This is a genomic window from Roseivirga sp. 4D4, assembly GCF_001747095.1.
GTDB lineage: Bacteria > Bacteroidota > Bacteroidia > Cytophagales > Cyclobacteriaceae > Roseivirga.
This window is the reverse complement of sequence record NZ_MDGP01000001.1, coordinates 1,723,243-1,743,000: the sequence shown is the minus strand read 5'-3', so window position 1 is coordinate 1,743,000 and position 19,758 is coordinate 1,723,243. Positions and strand designations below refer to the sequence as shown.

Below are 19,758 nucleotides of genomic sequence, written 5' to 3'. Positions count from 1 at the left end.
TATTTATAGATTTGGCATTCTAATTGTCATAGAATTCGAATATCGGCCCAAAGTCTGATTCAAAACAACAACACTATGCTTAAGAACTATTTAAAGATTCTTCTCAGAAATTTCGCTCGAAATAGAGCTTTTACCTTGATCAATATTTCAGGATTAACACTTGGTATTACTTGTAGTCTGATCATGTTTATGATCGTAAAGGAAGAGCTGAGTTTTAACCAGTATCATTCAAAACTTGATCGTATCTATCGGGTCGGTCATATTGATTATATCGATGGTAATGAATATCCTGGTGGCGGAGTGCCTCTGCCTATGAGGGCTGCTGTGGCTGAAGACATTGTTGGTATTACCAATTCAACACTCATTTCTCATGAGATGTACGGTTTAATTTCCATCACAGGTCAAGATGGTAGTATTCAATATTATGAGGAATCTCCCGAATTGGTATACGTACAGCCAAGCTTCTTTGAAATGTTTGACTGGAAGGTGCTGGAAGGAGCAGTTGAGAACTCCTTTAAAGAGCCTAATATGGCTGCCTTGAGTGAAACCTTGGCTAAAAAGTATTTTCCGGATGAATCTGCTGTGGGCAAAACCATTAGGCTGAATAAGCAGCAGGACTTATTGATCACTGCAGTTTTGGAAGATCAGCGTAAGGATTCTGATTTCCCTTTTGGCTTATTTATGTCAATGGAAACTAAAGGAGCAGAGAGCGGTTTCACGCGTTGGGGAAGCATTAGCAGCAACGATGTGCTTTTTGTTGAATTAGATGAATCTACTGATCCCGAAGATGTCGATGCCCAGTTTCCAGACTTTGTAGAGAAGTATTGGAGCAAGGAAGAGCGTGAAGAAAGGACTTTTCTTTTGGCACCATTTAGTGAGTATCATTTTGACGATCGTTTCGGAACCTTTAGTCGTAGTGCTTCAAAGCAAATGCTTTGGACATATGTCGCTATTGGAATATTCTTAATAGTCACGGCTTGCTTTAACTTCATCAACATGTCTACGGCAATGGCGGTTAAAAGAGCCAAGGAGGTAGGTATGCGTAAGGTTTTGGGCAGTAGCCGCAAACAACTGGTGGCTCGCTTCTTAGGAGAGACATTCGCTATCACGTTTTTATCCCTTCTTGTTTCTGTTGCATTGACAGAAAGGTTAATTCCTTTAGTAATCAATGAGTTTTTTGAGTTAGAAATAGGTTTTTCGCTGCTGAGCGATACTTCCCTAATCTTGTACCTGCTGGCTGTATTAGTGCTCGTGTCTCTCATGGCAGGCCTTTACCCTGCGTTTGTCCTATCTGGTGCTAAACCAATCTATGCCTTGAAAGGAGCTTTAGATAAGAAGGGAAGTAACATGACCTTAAGAAGAGCATTGGTGGTGTTCCAGTTTTTCCTTTGCCAGCTTTTGATCTTTGGGACTATAGTAGCTGTGCGTCAGATGAATTACTTCACGAGTGTGGATATGGGCTATGAAAAGGAGAACATTATGTTCTTTAGAATGGCGGAGAATGACTTGGACAAACAAAAACTATGGAAGTCTCAAATAGCAGATATACCGGGTGTTAAAGTGGCATCTGTAGCCTCACATCCTCCTTTTTCTGGCTCCGTGATGGGAACAAATGCCTATTACTATACAGACGATACCACAAGACAGGAAATCGACATTCAGTTTAAAAGAGTTGACGAGACTTACAGGGAAACTTATGGTCTTAGGATGTTGGCTGGTGATTGGGTGGCTAAGAGTGATACCATAAATCAGTTTGTGGTAAACCAATCCTTCTTGTTAAAGGCAGGCGTTAAGGATCCACTTGAGGCCATTGGTGAAACTGTTAATGTTTGGGGTAATAAGTACCCGATCGTGGGTGTGGTAGAAGATTATCATGCCACTACGCTGTCAAATGCAATCGAGCCAATGGCAATGTTTTCAGATGCAGGCCAAAACCAGACCATAGGACTCAAGATCAATGCCGAACGTACAGAAGAGATTGTTGCTGCACTTGAAGAAATATGGGTGGGCATGCATGAGGAATATGAGTTCGACTATGAGTTTGTAGATGTGTCTATAGCCCAGTACTATGAAAGCGAGCGTAAGATGTCTCAACTAATGACCACTTTTGCAGGTATCTCAATCTTTATCGGTTGCCTCGGTTTGTACGGTTTAGTGGCCTTTATGGCCAACCAAAAGTCAAAGGAGATTGGTATCAGAAAGGTCTTAGGAGCAACTGTTTCTAGTTTGGTAGGCAACTTTAGTGGCGAGTTTGCGAAGCTTGTCGGCCTAGCCTTCTTGATTGCAGCCCCTTTGGGGTATTTGGGCATGACCTCATGGCTACAAGAGTATGAGTATAGCATTTCTATAGGTCCTCTAATTTTCATTACTACCATTGTTGCCTCTATGGTATTAGCATTATTGACTACGGGTTATAGGTCTTTAAGAGCAGCCACTGCGAATCCAGTTACTTCACTAAGAGACGAATAAGCCATGTTCAGAAGTTATCTCAAATCGACTTTTAGGAAGCTAGCGAAGGATAAAGAGTATACTGTAATCAACCTTGTGGGATTATCCACAGGGTTGATATTGTTTCTGATCATCTCAATTTACATTGACAATGAGTCGTCAGTAGATAAGCATTTATCAGATTGGGACTCTATCTACAGGGTCAATACGGTATTCACCAATAATGAAGGGCTAACCGAAGAGTATGCCGTGAGTTATCAGCCGCTGGCCGAAGCCTTAAAGAATGACTTGGCCAAAGTATCTTCCGCCACTACGTTCTATTCACCTTCTGCACAATTCTCTTTTCGGTCTGGTAATGAAATGGTATCCGTTGAGAATGATCAGATATACTTTACCAATGACGAATTTTTCAATGTCTTTGATCATCAATGGGAGGGCCCCCAAGGGGCATTGAACCAACCCAATACCACTGTTATATCCGATAAGCTGGCTGAAAAGTTTTTTGGGAGTTCAGATAAAGCAGTTGGTCAAATGCTGACTTACAAAGACCCTCAAAGGACCCTGTCACTTTTAGTTTCAGGAGTTTTCAGAACCTCAAATGCACCGAGTCATCTTTCTTATGAGATGTTAATTCAAGATGAGTCTAGCATTAATTTTTGGAATTCCGGAATTCGTGGAAGCTGGAGCTATCTCTATGTTTACACCTATTTCAAAACACTACCCGGAATATCTAAATCTGACCTTGATGAGTCCTTATCAGGTATCAGAAAGAAGCATCAGGTAAATCGAGATAACATTCAATATTCGGTTCAACCTCTTGGTGAAGTCTATTTCAACCCTAAAATGAATGAGCCTGGGGTTAATGGTAATATGATGTATGTCTATGTGTTTGGCGTGTTTGGACTTATCGTTTTGATATTAGCTGCAGTCAACTTTATCAATTTGATGGTTGCTCGATCGATCAGACGCATCAAAGAAGTTGCCGTAAGAAAGGTCGTAGGTGCATCTCGAGTAGGGTTAATCCTGCAGTTCTTGTTTGAGGCTACAGTTTTGGCACTATTGTCTATGATGATTGCCGGAGTTTCGGTTGAGCGATTGATGTCAGTCATCAATTCAAGTTTCGATCTGAATTTGAGCTTCAATGTTTTTCAAGATTCCCAACTTTTGTTGGTTATGCTGATTACACCATTCGTGATTGGAGTGGCTTCAGGCATATACCCCGCACTGGTGATTTCAAAGTACAAAACCAATACCCTATTAAAGGGGACATCTCATCTCAGCATTTCAGGAGCCCCGGTTAGAAAAGTACTTCTGGGTTTTCAGTTTTTCATCTCCGTGTTGGTGATCTCTGGAGTGGCCATCATTAATGATCAGCTTTCATATGTAAAGGCAAATGGCTTAGGTTTCAAAGAAGACCCGATTATCGTTTTACCGAGAATATCGGCTAAATCAAACATACTTATTCGAGAGAGAGTAGCGAACAATGTCAATGTTAAGGGTATGGCATCTCTTTCGGCTATACCAGGATATAGAAGTCCTTTGACGCGTAATATTAAAGCGAGTAATAGCACAGGTGATGGTGTAAGAACCAATGCTGTATGGGTTTCAGAACAATACTCAGATATACTTGAACTTCAATTTGTATCTGGCAGAAACTTTAATGCTAGTGATGACGAACACTGTCTAATTCTTAATAGAAAGGCCATTGAAGCTTTGGGCTGGGCTCCTTCAGAAGCCTTGACTCAAAAGTTAGTAATGACTGGCAGGTCTGGTTTTGAACCACAAGTTTATGATATAGTAGGAGTGGTTGAAGATTACAATTATGGGTCTATGTACGAAGCAGTAGAACCACTTTTCTTACAAAATGATTCGCAAAGCTTAGTAGGAGGAAAACCTAGCATCGTTGAGATATCTAGGGGTAATTTTGACGAAACGCTCGTTTATCTATCGTCTGTATGGAATGAAATTGAGCAGAACGAGGCCTTTGATTTCTATTTTTTGGATGATGCTATGAGCACGATTTATGAAAATGAGATCAAGCTTTCGAAGACCATACAATATGCTTCCATAATTTCTCTCCTTATCTGTTTTTTAGGCTTGTACGGCATTTTGAATTTGAGCTTAGCCTCTAAAAAGAAGGAGATTAGTTTAAGGAAGGTTCTGGGTGCTACAGGCAAAAGCTTGGCACATCTTATCTCGATAGGCTATTTCAGAATAATTTTAATCGGGGTGATATTAGGACTACCTATATCATATGTGCTTATCAACCGGTGGTTGGAAAGTTTTGTATACCATGTTAAGTACTCCTTTGCTACCTATACAGCTATTGCTGCCACCTTGATGATTGTCTCAATTGTGCTCGTAAGTATTCAAACTTTCAGGGCCTCTAATGTTAACCCTGTCGACTCACTGAGAGATGAATAATGCCGGGTCCATATATCATCCTTTGAAAACGGTTGTTTCAAACTATTCTGAAAACTTAAAAGAACAATTAAATGCTGCTTAACTACCTTAAGACTTTTTTGAGATCCTTTAAAAGGCGCCCTCTATTGTCAAGTTTAAATGTGCTTGGTCTAAGTATTGGTATCGGTTGTTTTCTAGTCATCTCTCTTTACTTATTTCAGGAGAACTCCTACGAAAAGGGCTTCAGTAACAGTGAGCGAATCTATCGTATTGAGGAGGACTTTATGGGCATTGGGGTTGTTGCCCTAACATCAAATAACTTACCCTATCGGCTTGGAGATATCTCGGTGGTAGAAAGCCATACCAGAGTAGGGGCTTTGGGTGGTCAGATGAAGGTCATCGTTGACAATAATCGATATAGTCAACGGGTCTTGTCGGCAGACAGCTCATTCTTCAAAATCTTTGATTATGAGTTTGTTCAGGGTGATCCAGGACAGGTACTTAAGAATCCAAGAGAAACCGTTTTGAGTAGGGAAACTGCTCTGGAACTCTTCGGAACAACAGATGTCCTCGGGCAGCAGTTAGAATTTCTTGACTTTCCACCACACACAATAGTGGGTGTTACTAAGCCCTCGGTAATTAAATCACACATTGATTTTGATGTATTACTTACTCATCGAAATGATGAATACAAACCGACAGGATGGTATGGTATAGGTGGATATTCTTATGTTAAACTCGTTCCGGGTGCCACTCAGAATGCTTTTCAAGCCCGGCTAGATTCTCTGACCAAGGATAATATTTACCCTGTGGTTCACCCATCTGGAAGTCTGCCCTTTGCAGAGTGGGTATCTAGTCCGAATAAAATTAAACTCTTTCCCAAGCCTGTCCGATCAATTCACTCTTCATCGAATGTCCAAATGGAATTAGGCCCAAATGGTGATTATCAGACTAGGGTGACTTTGACAATTATTGGGCTTTTTATTCTGGTGATTGCCTCCATAAACTTTATGAACCTGACTACGGCCAAGTCGTCACACAGGACCAAAGAGATCGGAATGAGGAAAGTGCTGGGTGCTAGCAAAAAGAGGCTTACAACATATTTTCTGGTAGAAAGTGTCTTTATAACATTTATATCTACTGTGATTGGAGCAGCCCTCTCGGAACTCTTTATACGAGTGATTAATATCTATTGGAACGGTGATATCACGGTCTCCCTTCTGACTTACCCAATTCTGCTGGCGTATCTATTGGCTTTTGTACTTGTGCTGGGATTTGTTTCTGGTATTTACCCAGCCTTCTTTCTTTCATCTGCGAAAATGATCCCTCTGTTAAAGGGAATGAAATTGGGGCGTGTATTAAACTTGGCGTCCGCCAAAACTATGAGAAATGGACTTGTCATATTACAGTTCGCTATTTCTACAACCTTAATCATTGCAAGCTTATTCATTAATAATCAACTCAAGCATCTCAGTGCCATGGATCTTGGCTTCAATAATGAGCAGGTCTTGGTAATCAAAAATATGCCCGTGCTAAAGTCTTCCAAGAAGGCATTTCGTTCGGAGCTAATTCGTAATCCGGCAGTTAAGAAAGTCGGTTTTTCACACAGGCTGCCAGCTGATGGCTCTTCAGCAACCACGTCTGTACTGCTGGATTCGGAAACTTCGTTTACGGCTGACCATTTTTATGTTGATGAAAACTTTGATGAGGTACTGGATTTGAATGTTTTAGAAGGGGAGTGGTTCAACTCTGAGAAACAACAATATGACTCACTGGTGGTGTTGAATAAAACTGCTGCTATGTCCTTGGGTTATGATGATCCGGTCGGCAAAGTATTTGGTAAGTATTGGACGATCATTGGTGTGGTAGAAGATTTCTACTATGGAGGGTTACGACAGGAGATCGGTCCAGCTATGTTTATTTATGACAAAGGGCGGTTCAATTTGCTCTCCGCTCAAATTGATGCCAAACTTATTTCAATTGATGAAATAGAGGAGATATGGTCAGGTTTTACAAACGAACCTCTGGAGTACTATTACCTAGACCAAAACTTTGAAAGGCAGATTCAATCTGAAAAGGAAAACGCCAATGCTGTACTGGTATTTACGGTGCTAGCCATATTCATTTCCTGCTTAGGCTTGTTTGGCTTAGCAGCATTCAAGGCCGAAGAAAGATTACATGAATTTGGTGTGAGGAAGGTATTGGGTGCCAAGGTGTCTGATATTATAAAGCATTTTGGAGGTGGCTTTTTAAGGCTGATTGTCTTCTCATTTATAGTAGCCATACCGATCGCCTATTATGGGGTGAATCTGTGGCTAGAGGGTTACGCCAATAGAATATCTATTGGCTTATTACCATTTATGATTGCTGGATGTCTAGCCTTACTCATTGGCCTTGGCACTATTTTCTATCAATCCATTAAAACAGCAAAGCTCAATCCAGTAGATACACTTAGAAGTGAGTAGGAATAGTTTACTTCTTCTTTCTATATAAACCATCAAAGCTTGGAGTCCAGGTTTTTCCTTCATCTGTAGAGCCTTCAAACAGTTGACGAACGGTGCCATCGTCATTCAACGTGAAAGTGAGTCTAGAAAGTGAAATATTACCAGTGGGCCCCATGAATTTGCTTTGAAACTGAAGCAATCCTGATTCTCTTTTGGTTTCCAGGTAATTGTAAACGTCACCGCCACTTCCTACCCAGTGCTGGTGCCATTTCTTGTCTATTGGGTCAAAGAAGTTAATGCTTTGTCCAGCATAGTTTCCTGCGGTGGTATAATTCTCATGAATAGCACAGCCACCTTTTGCCATGGTGATTGAATTATCACCTACTTTTCTTCCGTTAACCAGTACATCCCACTCTCCAATCCAGAAATCAAAATGCCGATAGTTAGCACTTCCTAAGCAGGGATAGGCATTTTGCTCGACCTTTTTTAGGACTTCCATAAAACCAGTAGAAGACTGGTATGCTTCGAACGCAGGGTCGTTTTTTAAGAGAGCAATCGCATTAAGACCATTACCTGCTCCTTCGTTGAGTACTTCAATCATTTTGGTCTCTTCTTTAAGAGCTGCATATGACTTTGCCATACCGAAGGATATGAAGGCGGGAGGGAAGTTGTGTTTCTTTGCCTCTTTGAAATAGTCCAAAGCCTCAACATGATCCGATATTCTCGCACTGCTAACTGCCAAATTATACCAATCAAGAGAATCCCCCTCGTTTTCTTTGAGGTACTGCTGGTAAGTCTTGGCAGCTGCTTTAAAATCTTGCTTGTTATATTGATCTAAGGCTGTCTGCCTTAAGTCTTGACCAAAGGTTTGAATAGCAATGAATAGTAGAAAAGTAAGTAATGTTGTTTGCCTCATAATTCAATTGTTGTGAGGTAAACTTATCACATAGGAGGGGTTGAAAAGGAAAATCCGATCATTTTTACCCCGATTATCTAAAAACCGATGGTTAATTCCTGAATCTCACCGCCATAGATAGAAGTGTACCTAATAAGCACATCTATGCCGAAGGTCACCGGATTCAATGGGTCATTCTTTATTTCGAGAAACACAATCTCCTTGTCAATCTTAAATGGAGAATCATTACCAACATTTGTCGAGTTAACCCGTCTGTCTCTAATATTGGCTGCATCTAAAACCGCGTCCCAATGCGTATACACTTTTTCGTCATATGTCAATTCGGTGGATTTGATGATAGCTGGCCCGATACCTTCATTCATGAGGGTCAGTCGCCATGTGCTATCACTAGCCCATCCGGAAAAGAAGTCGAGATAAGGCATCACGCTAAGCTTATTGTGCTGTTGAGAAATTCTTACTTGCCAGACCGAGACTACTACGGCACAAACGGCAACGATCATCACTAGAAATTGAGTGAGCTTTTCTGACTTTGACATGGACATCTCTTAGCTTTTTAGGTGAATTTTAGAATGTGAATTCTATCGAATCTTCCTCGTTATAAATTGACTTATATTCGATCTTAATAGTGATGTTTTTATTGTTGAAATCAGTCTCCAGTCTCATTAATACTTGCTCCTTACCGGAGGCAATCAAAGAACCTTCACTATAATTATTGAGGTACCTTATGTTTCCTCCTTCACCTGCTTCACCCAACACGCTGTTCCAGTCACTGTAAGCCTTTCCATCATAGATAAGCTCGAAAGAGTTGATAATAGCTGGCCCATAACCTTGATTTGAAACTTTGACTTCCAACGTTTTATCACTGCTGTTTGTAAATCGAGTAATGTCGATATAGGGTTTTACGGTAAGTCGGTTGTGTTCTTGGCTTATCTCTAACTGTCTTTGTGAAATTCTTCCTTGCCATACGCTAACCAAAACCGCACATAATGCAATAATGACGAGTACGAATTGCGAGAGTTTCTCTGTCTTTGTCATTGCCATAATCGAAGATATAGCGATCCATTCAATAAAAAAAGCCCTAATCATACGGTTAGGGCTTCTTGGTCATTGCGAATAGTATTATCAGAGCTCTTCAGCTCCAGGGCCTTTACGGAACAATTTTTTAAAGGCTTGTTCGATTTCTTCAGCCGCAGACTTTAAATGGTGTTTGGCCTCTTCAATCTTTGGCTCATTTTTTAATTTAAAGTCACTGATCTTCTCTTCGAGCTTATCTCTTTGGACCTTTAAGGCTTCAATGGTTTCTTCCATTTCTTCACGCACTTCCTCACTGGCGTCCTTGGCCTTGTCAATGAGCTCGTCAATCTTCTCTCTTAACTCTTGAAGTATTCTGTCGCTGCTCATTAGTTACTTGGTCTGGTTTTGATCGTGGTGGATCCGCCAATCCAGCAACCTACACTAATGGTTTCACCCTCTTTCTTATTTGCCGTGAATACATCGGAAACGGTAGGGAACTGCTTTTTTGCTTCCGCCATGCCTTGTGCATTTCCAGCCCTCTGGTACAAATCATAGGCCGCCATAAAAATCGCTCTGTCGTCTATTTGACTTTGCTTTTTGGAGCAATCATCAAAGCTGTTCATGTACATGTTTGCAATGTAGGTCAGGGCCTCACTGGCCTTAGAAGGGTCAAGTTTTGCAGCTTCTCTGGCGGCAGCTCTTGCTTCACCTTTCTTACCTTGCGCTAGATTTAGTTGTGCAATATTCATCTGAAGATCAGCCTTCTTTTCGTTGTCTGTCGAAAGGTTAAGTGCCTCCATGTAAAATGCAGAAGCATTCTCGTAGTCTTTGTTTCCAAATGCTCTTTGCGCAAGCACTTTGGCAATTCCTTCTGTAGGTTCCTGCTTTTGAATAATCTTCGCAGCAATTTCAATATAGCGGTTGTCGCCACAGCCTCTTTCCAGTAGTAGGCCAAAGACCTTTTTTGCGAGCGTCAAGTCATCTCCCAGATCCAAAGGAGGGGCAAGGTTCTGCTCTATAAATTCACAGTTGAGGTCGTCACCCATTACTTGAGTCAAAAGCCCATTCACTGCAGCTTTATATCTATCAAGTTTAGCAGCATCTTCTCCACCAGCGGCTTTGATTTCGATAACGTTCATGACCTTGCTGTACACATCGATTACCTCTTCGTTAGAAAAGTCGTTGCCGTAAGCTCTGTACCTTCTAACCATATCCATATAAGAGACAATGTTATTATTAATGACACTATTCGGGGCTTCGTAAACAACCTTATATGCCTCCATACCAGCACCAATTCTTGATTTATCGGACTTCCAGTATTTGTAATAGCGATAGGCTTTGTTATTTTTCTCTCTATCGGATAAGCCGAAGATTTCTTCCTTTTTGTTGTAAGAAAGTATCATCGAGTCGAGAAACATATTTTTTTGTTCTTCATTGGGCGCAGCATTTGCTAACTCCTCATATGCCTTGTAAGCATTAATGTAAAGGCCATCATAAAGATCTGGAACATTGGTCATCAACCAGTGAAGAGCGTTGGCCGATTCTCTATACTTATCTATTGATATGGCATCGACCGATATGGCAAACCTTCTTGAGGCTTCTGCCGCGAGCTCAGCATCTGCTGGCATTTTTAATTGTTGTCCTTGTAATTGAAATGATTGGATCAGAATTAATCCAAGCATTAAGCGTTTCAAATATTTCATTTTTATTGTTTTTTCTGCCAGTTCATGGCTTGCTACCTCTGGCCAAAATAATTGGGCACAAATGTACAAGCAAACGGGCAGTCGCCTTCGTTCAAATGGTTAACAAATTGTTGCTTTTCTATCGAAAAGCAAACGCTTAATTAGAGTTTAAGGTTTTGCCAGGTTGAATGACTATTACAAATATAGTTGAGTGTTAGTTACTAGAGCGTGTTCTCACTTTAGTTTTTGCATTAATCCAACAGCCGACACTGATTGCATCGCCAGCTATCATGTTATGATTAAATGCTTCAGATTTGGTAGGAAACTGCTTTTGTGCCTCTTCCATACCAGCAACATCTTTGGCCTTTTCAAACATTTCGTACGCCACAAAGAATACCGCTCTGTCTTCTACCGGGTTATTTCCTTCAGAACACTCGTTAAAGCTACTCATGTACAGGTTACCTATAAAAGAGTAAGCTTTAGCAGAGCCTTTTGGGTCAAGTTCAATGGAAGCTAGTGCATTCTTTCTGGCCGCAGGCTTATCCATATCGATGTAATAGAGCTGAGCAATATCGAAGTAGATGTTCGCTTTCTTTACATCGTCAACTTCTAAAGCTAGCGCTTTCTGGTAGTAAGATATGGCTTCCTTGTACTTCTTGTCAACAGCACTATACTGCGCCAAGATTTTGAATAGGCCAGGATTTGGCTCATTACGCGCCAATATGCCCAAAGCTTTTTCATATTCGGTAGTCCGGCCACATTTAGTATCTAAAGTGATGCTCATAAGTCGCTTCGATACTTTTACGCTATCGCTTCGGCTTAAACCACCAGCAAGTCGAGTCATGGCATCACAAGAGATATCATCTCCAAGCAACCTTATATAGAGGTTGTCAACGTTAGACATGTAATTATCTAACCTCGAAGCGTTACCGTTATTGGCCTTCCTTGTTGCCACCTCGCCCTGTATGTCATCATAGATCTTATTCTTCTGATCAATAGATAGCGTTTTGTTGGCAGCGTCATATTGCTTCGCCATATAGATGTATGGTACCAAGTTGTTGTTAATCACCGTTTCAGGCTTTTTGAACACATCTACAAAGGCTTCATAAGCTTCCTCATATTTCTCAGGACTGTTTCTGAAATACTTATAGTAACGAAAAGCGAGTTTATTCTTTGCCAAATCACTTAGGCCGAAGTACTCTCTTTTGGATTCGAAAGCGATTAACATGGAGTCTAAAAGAACCAATTTCCGTTGTTTATCTCCAGTCTCGTTTGCGATGGTCTCAAAAACTTGGATGGACCAATCTTGAACACTCTGGGAAAAGGATGGAGCATTCTTGAGCAACCAATTTAGGGCTGGAATAGCCTCGTTATATTTCTTATAATCCATGTTATCGCTCGCGATAGCATAATTATTCTTTATTTCTTGTTCTGTGACATCCTGTGCTAACGCACTTGAATATGTTATAGCCAGAATGAATAGAAAGATATACTTAACTCTCATGGCATTTTAATTTAAGGTTCGCTTAGAAGTTAGCCAAAAATATGCCAGAAATCAACTATGGTATTAGTTCACTAGTCAAATAGAGGCTTAAACTCGAAGTTTTTTCCATCGAATAGACCCTTGTCGCTAAGCTTTAAATTAGGTATAACTAAAAGCGCCATAAAGGAGAGTGTCATGAATGGAGAAGTCAGCGAACTCCCCATTTTTTTAGTCATTTGGTCGATTTTTGTATAAGCGTCAGCTATTTCATAACCATCTTCGGCAGACATAATTCCGGCTACGGGTAGGGGGAGGACTTGTTCTTTATTTTTAGCAACTGCACTTACACCACCTTTTGCTTCAATTATTATGTTAATCGCTTTAGTAATTGATGCATCATCAACGCCAACGGCAATGATATTATGGGAATCGTGTCCCACAGAGGATGCCAAAGCACCCTCTTTTAAATTGAAGTTCTTGATAAAGGCAATGGCAGGGTCAGCATTATTGTATCTATTGACTACCACCATTTTTAACATGTCTTGAACTATATCTGATATCGCAAAGCCATTTTCGTCCCTTCGTGTTTCTAATTCCAGACAATTGGTAATCAGTTGGCCATCTAATGCTTCAATGACATTCACCTTGTCAGAGGTAGCTTTCACCCGAATGGATTCAATCGATATTGGATCACAATTGAATTGGTTGATGACCGCATTGTTAACCCTCGATATATGACTCTTCCCGTTTTCGGCTACCAACTCCCCATTGATGTAAGTGGATTGAATGGCAAAGTCTTCAAGACTATTTACCACTATAAAATCTGCATAGTCACCAACCTGAAGTGCCCCAACGTCTAAGTTATAATGATCGATAGGAGTGATGCAGGCTGCCTGAAGCACATCAAAAAGGTCATAACCCTTGGCAAGTGTTCTTTTGACCATATCGTCAATGTGGCTCTCCACAAGGTTGTCAGGGTGTTTATCGTCCGAGCAGAACATGAGCATTTCAGGTGCTTCTCCGAATAACTCAACCAAAGCATCGAAATTCTTAGCAGCAGAACCTTCACGGATGGCTATTTTCATTCCATGCTTTAGCTTATCTCTCGCTTCATCTGCGGTGAAGCATTCGTGATCGGTAGAGATGCCAGCCTTAATATATTGTTCGGCTTGATCACCTCTTAAACCAGGTGCATGACCGTCAATGGGCTTACCCAGTTTTTTAGCGATGTCAAGCTTTTCATAAACTACCTTATCATTGAATAGTACACCAGGCCAGTTCATCATCTCCGCTAAATACTTCACCTCGGGCTTTTGTAGCAGATATTCTACTTGTTCAGGGCTTATTTCTGCTCCGGCTGTTTCAAAGGTTGTGGCTGGTACGCAAGACGGAGCACCAAAATTAAACTTGAAATTCACCTGTTTGCCATTCTCAATCATGTATTCAACGCCTTCAACACCCATCACATTCCCAATCTCATGAGGGTCCGATACCGTGGCAACGGTACCGTGAACCACTGCAAGACGTGCAAACTCTGAAGGCACCAACATAGAGCTCTCCACATGTACATGAGCATCTATAAAGCCGGGTAAGATGTATTGATCTTCCACATCGTCCTTCTCTTCAATTGAGATTATTCGATTCTCAGAGACCTGAATTTCTCCTTTATAAATTCTTCTATTTCTAACGTCTATAATTTGCCCTGAAATTGTCATAGATTCTTTTTTGGAGACTAAGTTCGATCAAAAGAAGGAAAGATGAAATCTTATTAGCACCCCTTTTTTATTAGTATTCTTTAAATGTTCAGAATAGTTGATGGTTCTCAGTCTTGAGGCTAAATGAGTGCATATCCGTTTTGAAAGTGGATGGATTTTCAATTTGATAAATGAGAATACTTTTTTATTTTTAATCAGGCTATACTTAAATTAAGTCTCTTTAAACCACACTGTTATGATGAAATTATCAAGTCAAGTAGATCGGGATTTGTTGATTCAGGGATTGGACCAGTATTTTCTAGAAACCGACAAAAGAACTCCTGTAAATTCAACTCCGGAAGTCATTAATGTCACCTTTCCTGAAGGTGGTTACTCACACTTTTTAGCAGGGCAAATATGTGTCGTTTTGGCCAGAAAGGAATCCGATATCCTTTCCCGTATTAAGGAAGAATTAATACTCGGGAACTACGGACAAATGGATGGCATACTTGGTAGAGTCAATGCAGATTTTACCAATGTAATCGAAGGTAGCAAAAAAACACAGCCTCAACATCTTTCAGATATTCCTGTCTTGGCAGAGGTTAGTTACAACAAACACAAGTTCATAGCCGGGATGCAAATATTTGAAAGTCTAGATGCTGTCGGTATGTTTATTCCTTTTAGTGGAGGTGATTTGGACGTGGATAAATTTGATTTGGATCTTTTTGTAAAGGATGAGTCTAGTGAGTTATTGGAATGCTTGATTCTAATTAGACAGCCTGAATTTTCACTTTTTGAGCAAGCGGTAAATCGTAAAGTATCAGGTGATGTATCCGAATTACGAATTGGAAGCGAACCTAAGATGTTATGGGGAGCAGTGGCGTTGGTAGTTGGTGCTGTGGTTGTGGTCGGTGCCGCACTGGCTACTTATGCTAAAAGAACGGCTCGTGAGCGTAGGAAACAAATGGAGAGACAGGCGGAAAGAAGTGGAAATAGGTTGATGCCTGAAAGAATGTCATTGGAAGAAACGGACAAACTCTTAGAACAACTCGAAATGTCTTCTTCTTTGGATGAGCTGTTGGAAAATAGGGCGGATCTGATGTCCAAAGGTGTGCTCTTCTAATTAGAAAATGTCTTATCCGATTGAATTATATTTAATCAGTGCAATATTCTCCATATGGCTTGTCGTTTCGATTTTTGCACAGTTTGAAAAGCTTAAATGGGTTTATAAGCTTAAATATTATGATCTGTGTTCCATGATACCATCATGGACTTTCTTTGCTCCAAAACCTGGTACTTCGGATTTTAGGATTCTTTACAGAGACAGGTTAGTAGATGGTAAATATTCCCCATGGAAACTGACATTTGATGAAAGCCACAGTCTGTCTGAGGCGCTATGGAATCCCAGCAAAAGGATAATGAAGGTGGTAGACGATGCCATTATGAACGTACTGCAGTTAAGTGTCGAAGACCCAGATAATAAATCCATATTGTTGTCCTACTCTTATATCGTTCTGCTCAATCATATTATGATGATGGACTCAAGTAACTTTAGCGAGATGAGGCAATTTATGATTACCTCTACTGTTGGACATGAGGAAGCTCCAGAACCGGAAATAATGTTCATATCTCAACTTCATAGATTCAATAGAGATTGACTATGTTATCAGAACAACAGGCTGCTTTATATATTCAAAACCTAATAAGCATTGCCATATTGATAGACGCTGCCGAGATTCTGTTTATGCGCAGACAGTACAGCTTGCAAGGTATTTATAGCTATCAAATTGTCCGCTCTTCACACAAATGGGTGCTTTCAGGGGTTACTGGCAATTTATTCGGTTTTATATTCAGTTATCCTCGGTTTATTTACCTCATTCTTTTCCAGGCTCTGGCGGCAGTGATGGTACTATCTCAAGCTTTCGGAGGCCTTACATTGATATTATTAATTGCTCTAATTTTCTTCATTAAGCTATCAGCGAACATGAGGCATCAGACAGGTTTGGATGGGGCTGATCAAATGCAGGTAATTGTTCTAGCGGGACTTGTGGGCTTTTATTTATTCGATGATCAAAGGATTCAAACTATAAGCTTGATTTTTATAAGTGCGCAGTCCATTCTCTCCTACCTTGTCTCAGGTGTAGCCAAATTGTTGTCAAAGGAATGGCGGAGTGGCGAGGCCATTAAAGGTATAATGAACACTGTAGGGTATGGCAATAAGAAACTGGCAAAAGTGTTTACTTCCAGCAAATCAACTTCTAAACTTGCTTGCTGGTCTGTTATAATAGTAGAATCGTTCTTCCCTTTTTTTATCCTGATTAATATTGATTTTACTTTTATTTTTTTGATCGTAGTAGGGTTAATGCACTTGTCGATCGCAATCGTAATGCATTTAAATAATTTTTTCTGGTCGTTCATTTCTACCTATCCTGCAGTCATTTACTTATCATATCTTGTTCATCAGAACTAGTTAGGCTATGACATGATGATAGGTGAGTATAAATCATCAATGCGCTAATTTCTTTTTTGTGCAATGTGGTCTGCTGTGATGTGAAAACTTACCTTTGCAGCATAATGACAAAAATAAACATTGCCATAGACGGTCTTTCAGGCTGTGGAAAAAGTAGTACAGCCAAGGCCGTTGCGAAGTCACTGCACTATAAATTTATCGACACTGGTGCAATGTACAGAGCGGTAACCCTCTACTTTCTTCAACACAATGTAGACTTATCAAACCACGATCAAGTGGTCAATGCTCTATCTGATATCCAAATCGACTTTGAGTTCAACCAGGAATCTCAGAAAAACGAAACCATTTTGAATCAACAAAATGTTGAGCAGGAGATACGAAAAATGTACGTGTCTGAAATGGTAAGTCCGGTTTCAGCAATTAAAGAAGTTAGGGTCGCTATGGTTGCTCAGCAACAGGCTATGGGAAGAGACAAAGGTGTTGTCATGGATGGAAGAGACATTGGTTCAGTGGTCTTCCCAGATGCAGAGCTAAAGGTTTTTATGACCGCTAGTACTGAGGTAAGAGCAAAAAGAAGGCAGGCTGAATTAGCCGCTAAAGGTGAAGAGGTGGCGTTAAATGAAATTATTGCTAATCTGGAATCAAGGGACCATCAAGACTCAACGAGAGCCGAAAGTCCATTGATAAAAGTGGATGATGCAATTGAAATTGACACCTCTGATTTGAGGTTCGAAGATCAAGTGCAAAAAGTGTTAAATTTGGCCAACAATCGTATCGAGAAGGCAGAATAAAGAAGAGGATGCAAGTAACGGTAGATCAGAATTCAGGGTATTGTTTTGGAGTAGAATTCGCCATTCAGATGGCGGAGGATGAGATGTTGGATGGAGATCTGTATTGTTTGGGTGATATTGTCCATAACAGTATGGAAGTAAAGCGCCTTAAAAATAAAGGATTGCAGATCATCGATCGTGATGCACTCAAAGATATCAAAGACTCAAAAGTTTTGATTCGAGCCCATGGCGAACCGCCAGAGACTTATCAATTAGCATTAGAGAATAATATTGAATTGATTGACGCCTCATGCCCGGTAGTATTGAAGCTTCAAAATAGGGTCAAACTGGCCTATGATAAAATCAACAAAGTTGATGGTCAAATAGTGATCTATGGTAAGACAGGCCATGCCGAGGTAATCGGCCTAACGGGGCAGACCAATAACAACGCTATAATTGTAATGGAGGATGAGGATCTGGAAAAGATCGATTTTAACAAGCCCGTTACATTATTTTCTCAAACAACTAAGAGTACAAAGGGTTTCTACAGAATACGATCTATGATCGAAGAGAGAATCCGAGAAGCCAGGGGTTCATTCGAAGAAATAGACTTCACTGCAAATGATAGTATTTGCAGGCAAGTATCTAATCGTGAACCACAGCTTCAAAAGTTTGCCAACGAAGTTGACGTTATCGTTTTTGTAAGCGGTAAGAAAAGCTCTAATGGTAAAGCGCTCTACGGAGTATGTAAAGTGGAAAATGAAAGAAGCTACTTTGTGGAGAACGAAAGTGAAGTGGATTTAGACTGGTTTAAGTCAGAGGATAAAGTAGGTATTTGTGGCGCAACATCTACTCCGATGTGGTTAATGCAAAATGTTGCAGATCATATCCAAAAATCATTCTCTGAAACAGTCTCAGTATGAGATTTTACGGAGTCTGAGAAGCGCAAGAAATTTCGGGTTGAATCCTTACCTTAAAAAGGTCAGATTAACCCTTTTATATGAGTGCAAATGTATTATTTTTGCCTCGATTTTGATCAACCTTAGTGATTCGCAACTAAAAGAGTATGTCCAAAACTGTAAAGCTGAAAAAAGGCTTTGACATCAATCTAGCCGGCAAGGCTGAAAAGACAATCGCGAGTACCCCTCCTTCGGAAACGTTTGCTATTAAGCCGACCGATTTTATCGGTATGAAAAGACCCAAGCTCTTTGTAGCTGAGGGCGACACCGTGAAGGCTGGTACACCTGTACTTTATGATAAGATGCAGGAAAATGTGATGGTCTGTTCTCCTGTGAGTGGAGAGATAGTCGAAGTGAAGAGGGGAGCCAAGAGAAAATTATTAGAAATAAAGATCTTGGCCGACAAAGAAATTGAGTACGAAACTTTCCAAACCTATAGTGATTCCGACCTGAGAAGTCTTTCTAGAGAAGATGCTCAGGCTCAGATGACCAAAGGTGGAGTTTGGTCTAACCTGATACAAAGACCTTATGGTATAGTGGCTAATGAGGCTGATACACCAAAGGCTATCTTCATTTCTGCCTTTGATACACATCCGCTATCTGCTGATATCGCTTTCACTCTGAACGGAGAAGAAGCGGCCTTCAAAGCGGGTGTTGAAGTGCTTAAGAAATTTACGTCAGGCAAAGTTCACTTGAATCATGACCTGAACGGAGAGGTTTCGACAGTCTTTGCTAATATCGAAGGTGTTGAGAATAATAAGATAAGTGGTCCTCACCCTGCGGGTAACGTAGGTGTTCAGATTCACCATATAGACCCAATCGGAAAAGGTGAGGTAGTTTGGACAATCACACCATATGGTGTTGCTCAAATTGGTAAACTTTTCCTTAAGGGAGTTTATGATGCCTCTAGGTTAGTAGCCGTTGCAGGTTCTGAGGTGAGCAAGCCTGAGTATTATAAAACATTCACAGGTGCAGCCATCAACAAGTTGGTTGATGGTAACCTGAAGCAAGACCATGTGAGATTCATTACTGGTAATGTTTTGACTGGTGAGCGAATTGAAAAGGAGGGTTACCTAGGTTTTTATGACAACTTGTTGTCTGTTATTCCTGAAGGAGATCATGCAGATTTCTTGGGTTGGATTATGCCGAAGAAAGAAGTGTTAAGTTTCCATAGAGCTTGGGGATTGTTCTCATTCCTTAATGGAAAGAACAAAGAGTATGTGCTGGATTCTAACACAAATGGTGAACCACGTGCCTTTGTTCAGACGGGAACCTTTGAGAAGGTGACTCCTATGGATATCTATCCGACTTATTTGATAAAAGCCATTATGGCCGAAGACTTTGATAATATGGAGGCACTTGGTATTTACGAAGTGATTGAGGAAGATCTGGCACTTTGTGAGTATGTGGATGTTTCAAAGCATGACATTCAGGAAATTGTTAGAGAAGGACTTGAATTGATGCAAAACGGATAA

At 40.5% G+C, this 19,758-nt stretch carries 16 protein-coding genes; 9 read left to right on the top strand and 7 right to left on the bottom strand.

Annotated elements, in window-relative coordinates; genetic code table 11:
- Positions 1-75 precede the first annotated feature (75 nt).
- The 3 genes from BFP97_RS07540 to BFP97_RS07530 all read left to right on the top strand — a co-directional run bounded on the left by BFP97_RS07540 (position 76) and on the right by BFP97_RS07530 (position 7,316).
- Positions 76-2,469, top strand: coding sequence for an ABC transporter permease (locus BFP97_RS07540; RefSeq protein WP_069841832.1), 2,394 nt, complete (start codon positions 76-78; stop codon positions 2,467-2,469).
- Between the two features lie 3 nt (positions 2,470-2,472).
- A complete protein-coding gene (locus BFP97_RS07535; protein WP_069841831.1) occupies positions 2,473-4,872 on the top strand; it encodes an ABC transporter permease in 2,400 nt (799 codons plus the stop codon).
- A 125-nt stretch (positions 4,873-4,997) separates the two neighbouring features.
- Positions 4,998-7,316: an ABC transporter permease gene (locus BFP97_RS07530; RefSeq protein ID WP_170827425.1), complete on the top strand. Its 2,319-nt coding sequence runs from the start codon at positions 4,998-5,000 to the stop codon at positions 7,314-7,316.
- Positions 7,317-7,323: 7 nt separating this feature from the next.
- Here BFP97_RS07530 and BFP97_RS07525 read toward each other — a convergent pair whose 3' ends face one another.
- The 7 genes from BFP97_RS07525 to ade form a co-directional block, all read right to left on the bottom strand.
- On the bottom strand, positions 7,324-8,211 hold the full coding sequence (locus tag BFP97_RS07525; RefSeq protein ID WP_069841829.1) for a tetratricopeptide repeat protein: 888 nt from the start codon (positions 8,209-8,211) through the stop codon (positions 7,324-7,326).
- A 77-nt stretch (positions 8,212-8,288) separates the two neighbouring features.
- The gene (locus BFP97_RS07520) at positions 8,289-8,747 is read right to left on the bottom strand and encodes a hypothetical protein (RefSeq protein WP_069841828.1); all 459 of its coding nucleotides are present in this window, start codon (positions 8,745-8,747) and stop codon (positions 8,289-8,291) included.
- Positions 8,748-8,775: 28 nt separating this feature from the next.
- On the bottom strand, positions 8,776-9,252 hold the full coding sequence (locus tag BFP97_RS07515) for a hypothetical protein (RefSeq protein WP_139135223.1): 477 nt from the start codon (positions 9,250-9,252) through the stop codon (positions 8,776-8,778).
- A gap of 81 nt (positions 9,253-9,333) precedes the next feature.
- Complete coding sequence (locus BFP97_RS07510; RefSeq protein WP_069841826.1) at positions 9,334-9,612, bottom strand: hypothetical protein; 279 nt, start codon at positions 9,610-9,612, stop codon at positions 9,334-9,336.
- Complete coding sequence (locus tag BFP97_RS07505) at positions 9,612-10,928, bottom strand: hypothetical protein (RefSeq protein ID WP_139135222.1); 1,317 nt, start codon at positions 10,926-10,928, stop codon at positions 9,612-9,614. Before BFP97_RS07505 ends, BFP97_RS07510 begins: the two co-directional genes overlap by 1 nt.
- Positions 10,929-11,121: 193 nt before the next feature.
- Complete coding sequence (locus BFP97_RS07500; RefSeq protein WP_069841824.1) at positions 11,122-12,411, bottom strand: tetratricopeptide repeat protein; 1,290 nt, start codon at positions 12,409-12,411, stop codon at positions 11,122-11,124.
- Positions 12,412-12,482: 71 nt separating this feature from the next.
- On the bottom strand, positions 12,483-14,105 hold the full coding sequence (ade, locus tag BFP97_RS07495; RefSeq protein WP_069841823.1) for an adenine deaminase: 1,623 nt from the start codon (positions 14,103-14,105) through the stop codon (positions 12,483-12,485).
- A gap of 235 nt (positions 14,106-14,340) precedes the next feature.
- Between ade and BFP97_RS07490 the strand changes: the two genes are divergently transcribed.
- From BFP97_RS07490 to BFP97_RS07465, 6 genes are all read left to right on the top strand, one after another.
- Entirely contained in the window at positions 14,341-15,207 is an 867-nt protein-coding gene (locus tag BFP97_RS07490) for a hypothetical protein (protein WP_069841822.1), read from the top strand.
- Between the two features lie 7 nt (positions 15,208-15,214).
- On the top strand, positions 15,215-15,742 hold the full coding sequence (locus BFP97_RS07485) for a hypothetical protein (protein WP_069841821.1): 528 nt from the start codon (positions 15,215-15,217) through the stop codon (positions 15,740-15,742).
- Between the two features lie 2 nt (positions 15,743-15,744).
- The gene (locus tag BFP97_RS07480) at positions 15,745-16,554 is read left to right on the top strand and encodes a hypothetical protein (protein ID WP_069841820.1); all 810 of its coding nucleotides are present in this window, start codon (positions 15,745-15,747) and stop codon (positions 16,552-16,554) included.
- Between the two features lie 104 nt (positions 16,555-16,658).
- Positions 16,659-17,345, top strand: a complete 687-nt coding sequence (gene cmk / locus BFP97_RS07475; RefSeq protein WP_069841819.1) for a (d)CMP kinase — start codon at positions 16,659-16,661, stop codon at positions 17,343-17,345.
- 8 nt (positions 17,346-17,353) lie between these two features.
- A complete protein-coding gene (locus BFP97_RS07470; RefSeq protein ID WP_069841818.1) occupies positions 17,354-18,247 on the top strand; it encodes a 4-hydroxy-3-methylbut-2-enyl diphosphate reductase in 894 nt (297 codons plus the stop codon).
- A gap of 143 nt (positions 18,248-18,390) precedes the next feature.
- On the top strand, positions 18,391-19,758 hold the full coding sequence (locus BFP97_RS07465) for a Na(+)-translocating NADH-quinone reductase subunit A (protein WP_069841817.1): 1,368 nt from the start codon (positions 18,391-18,393) through the stop codon (positions 19,756-19,758).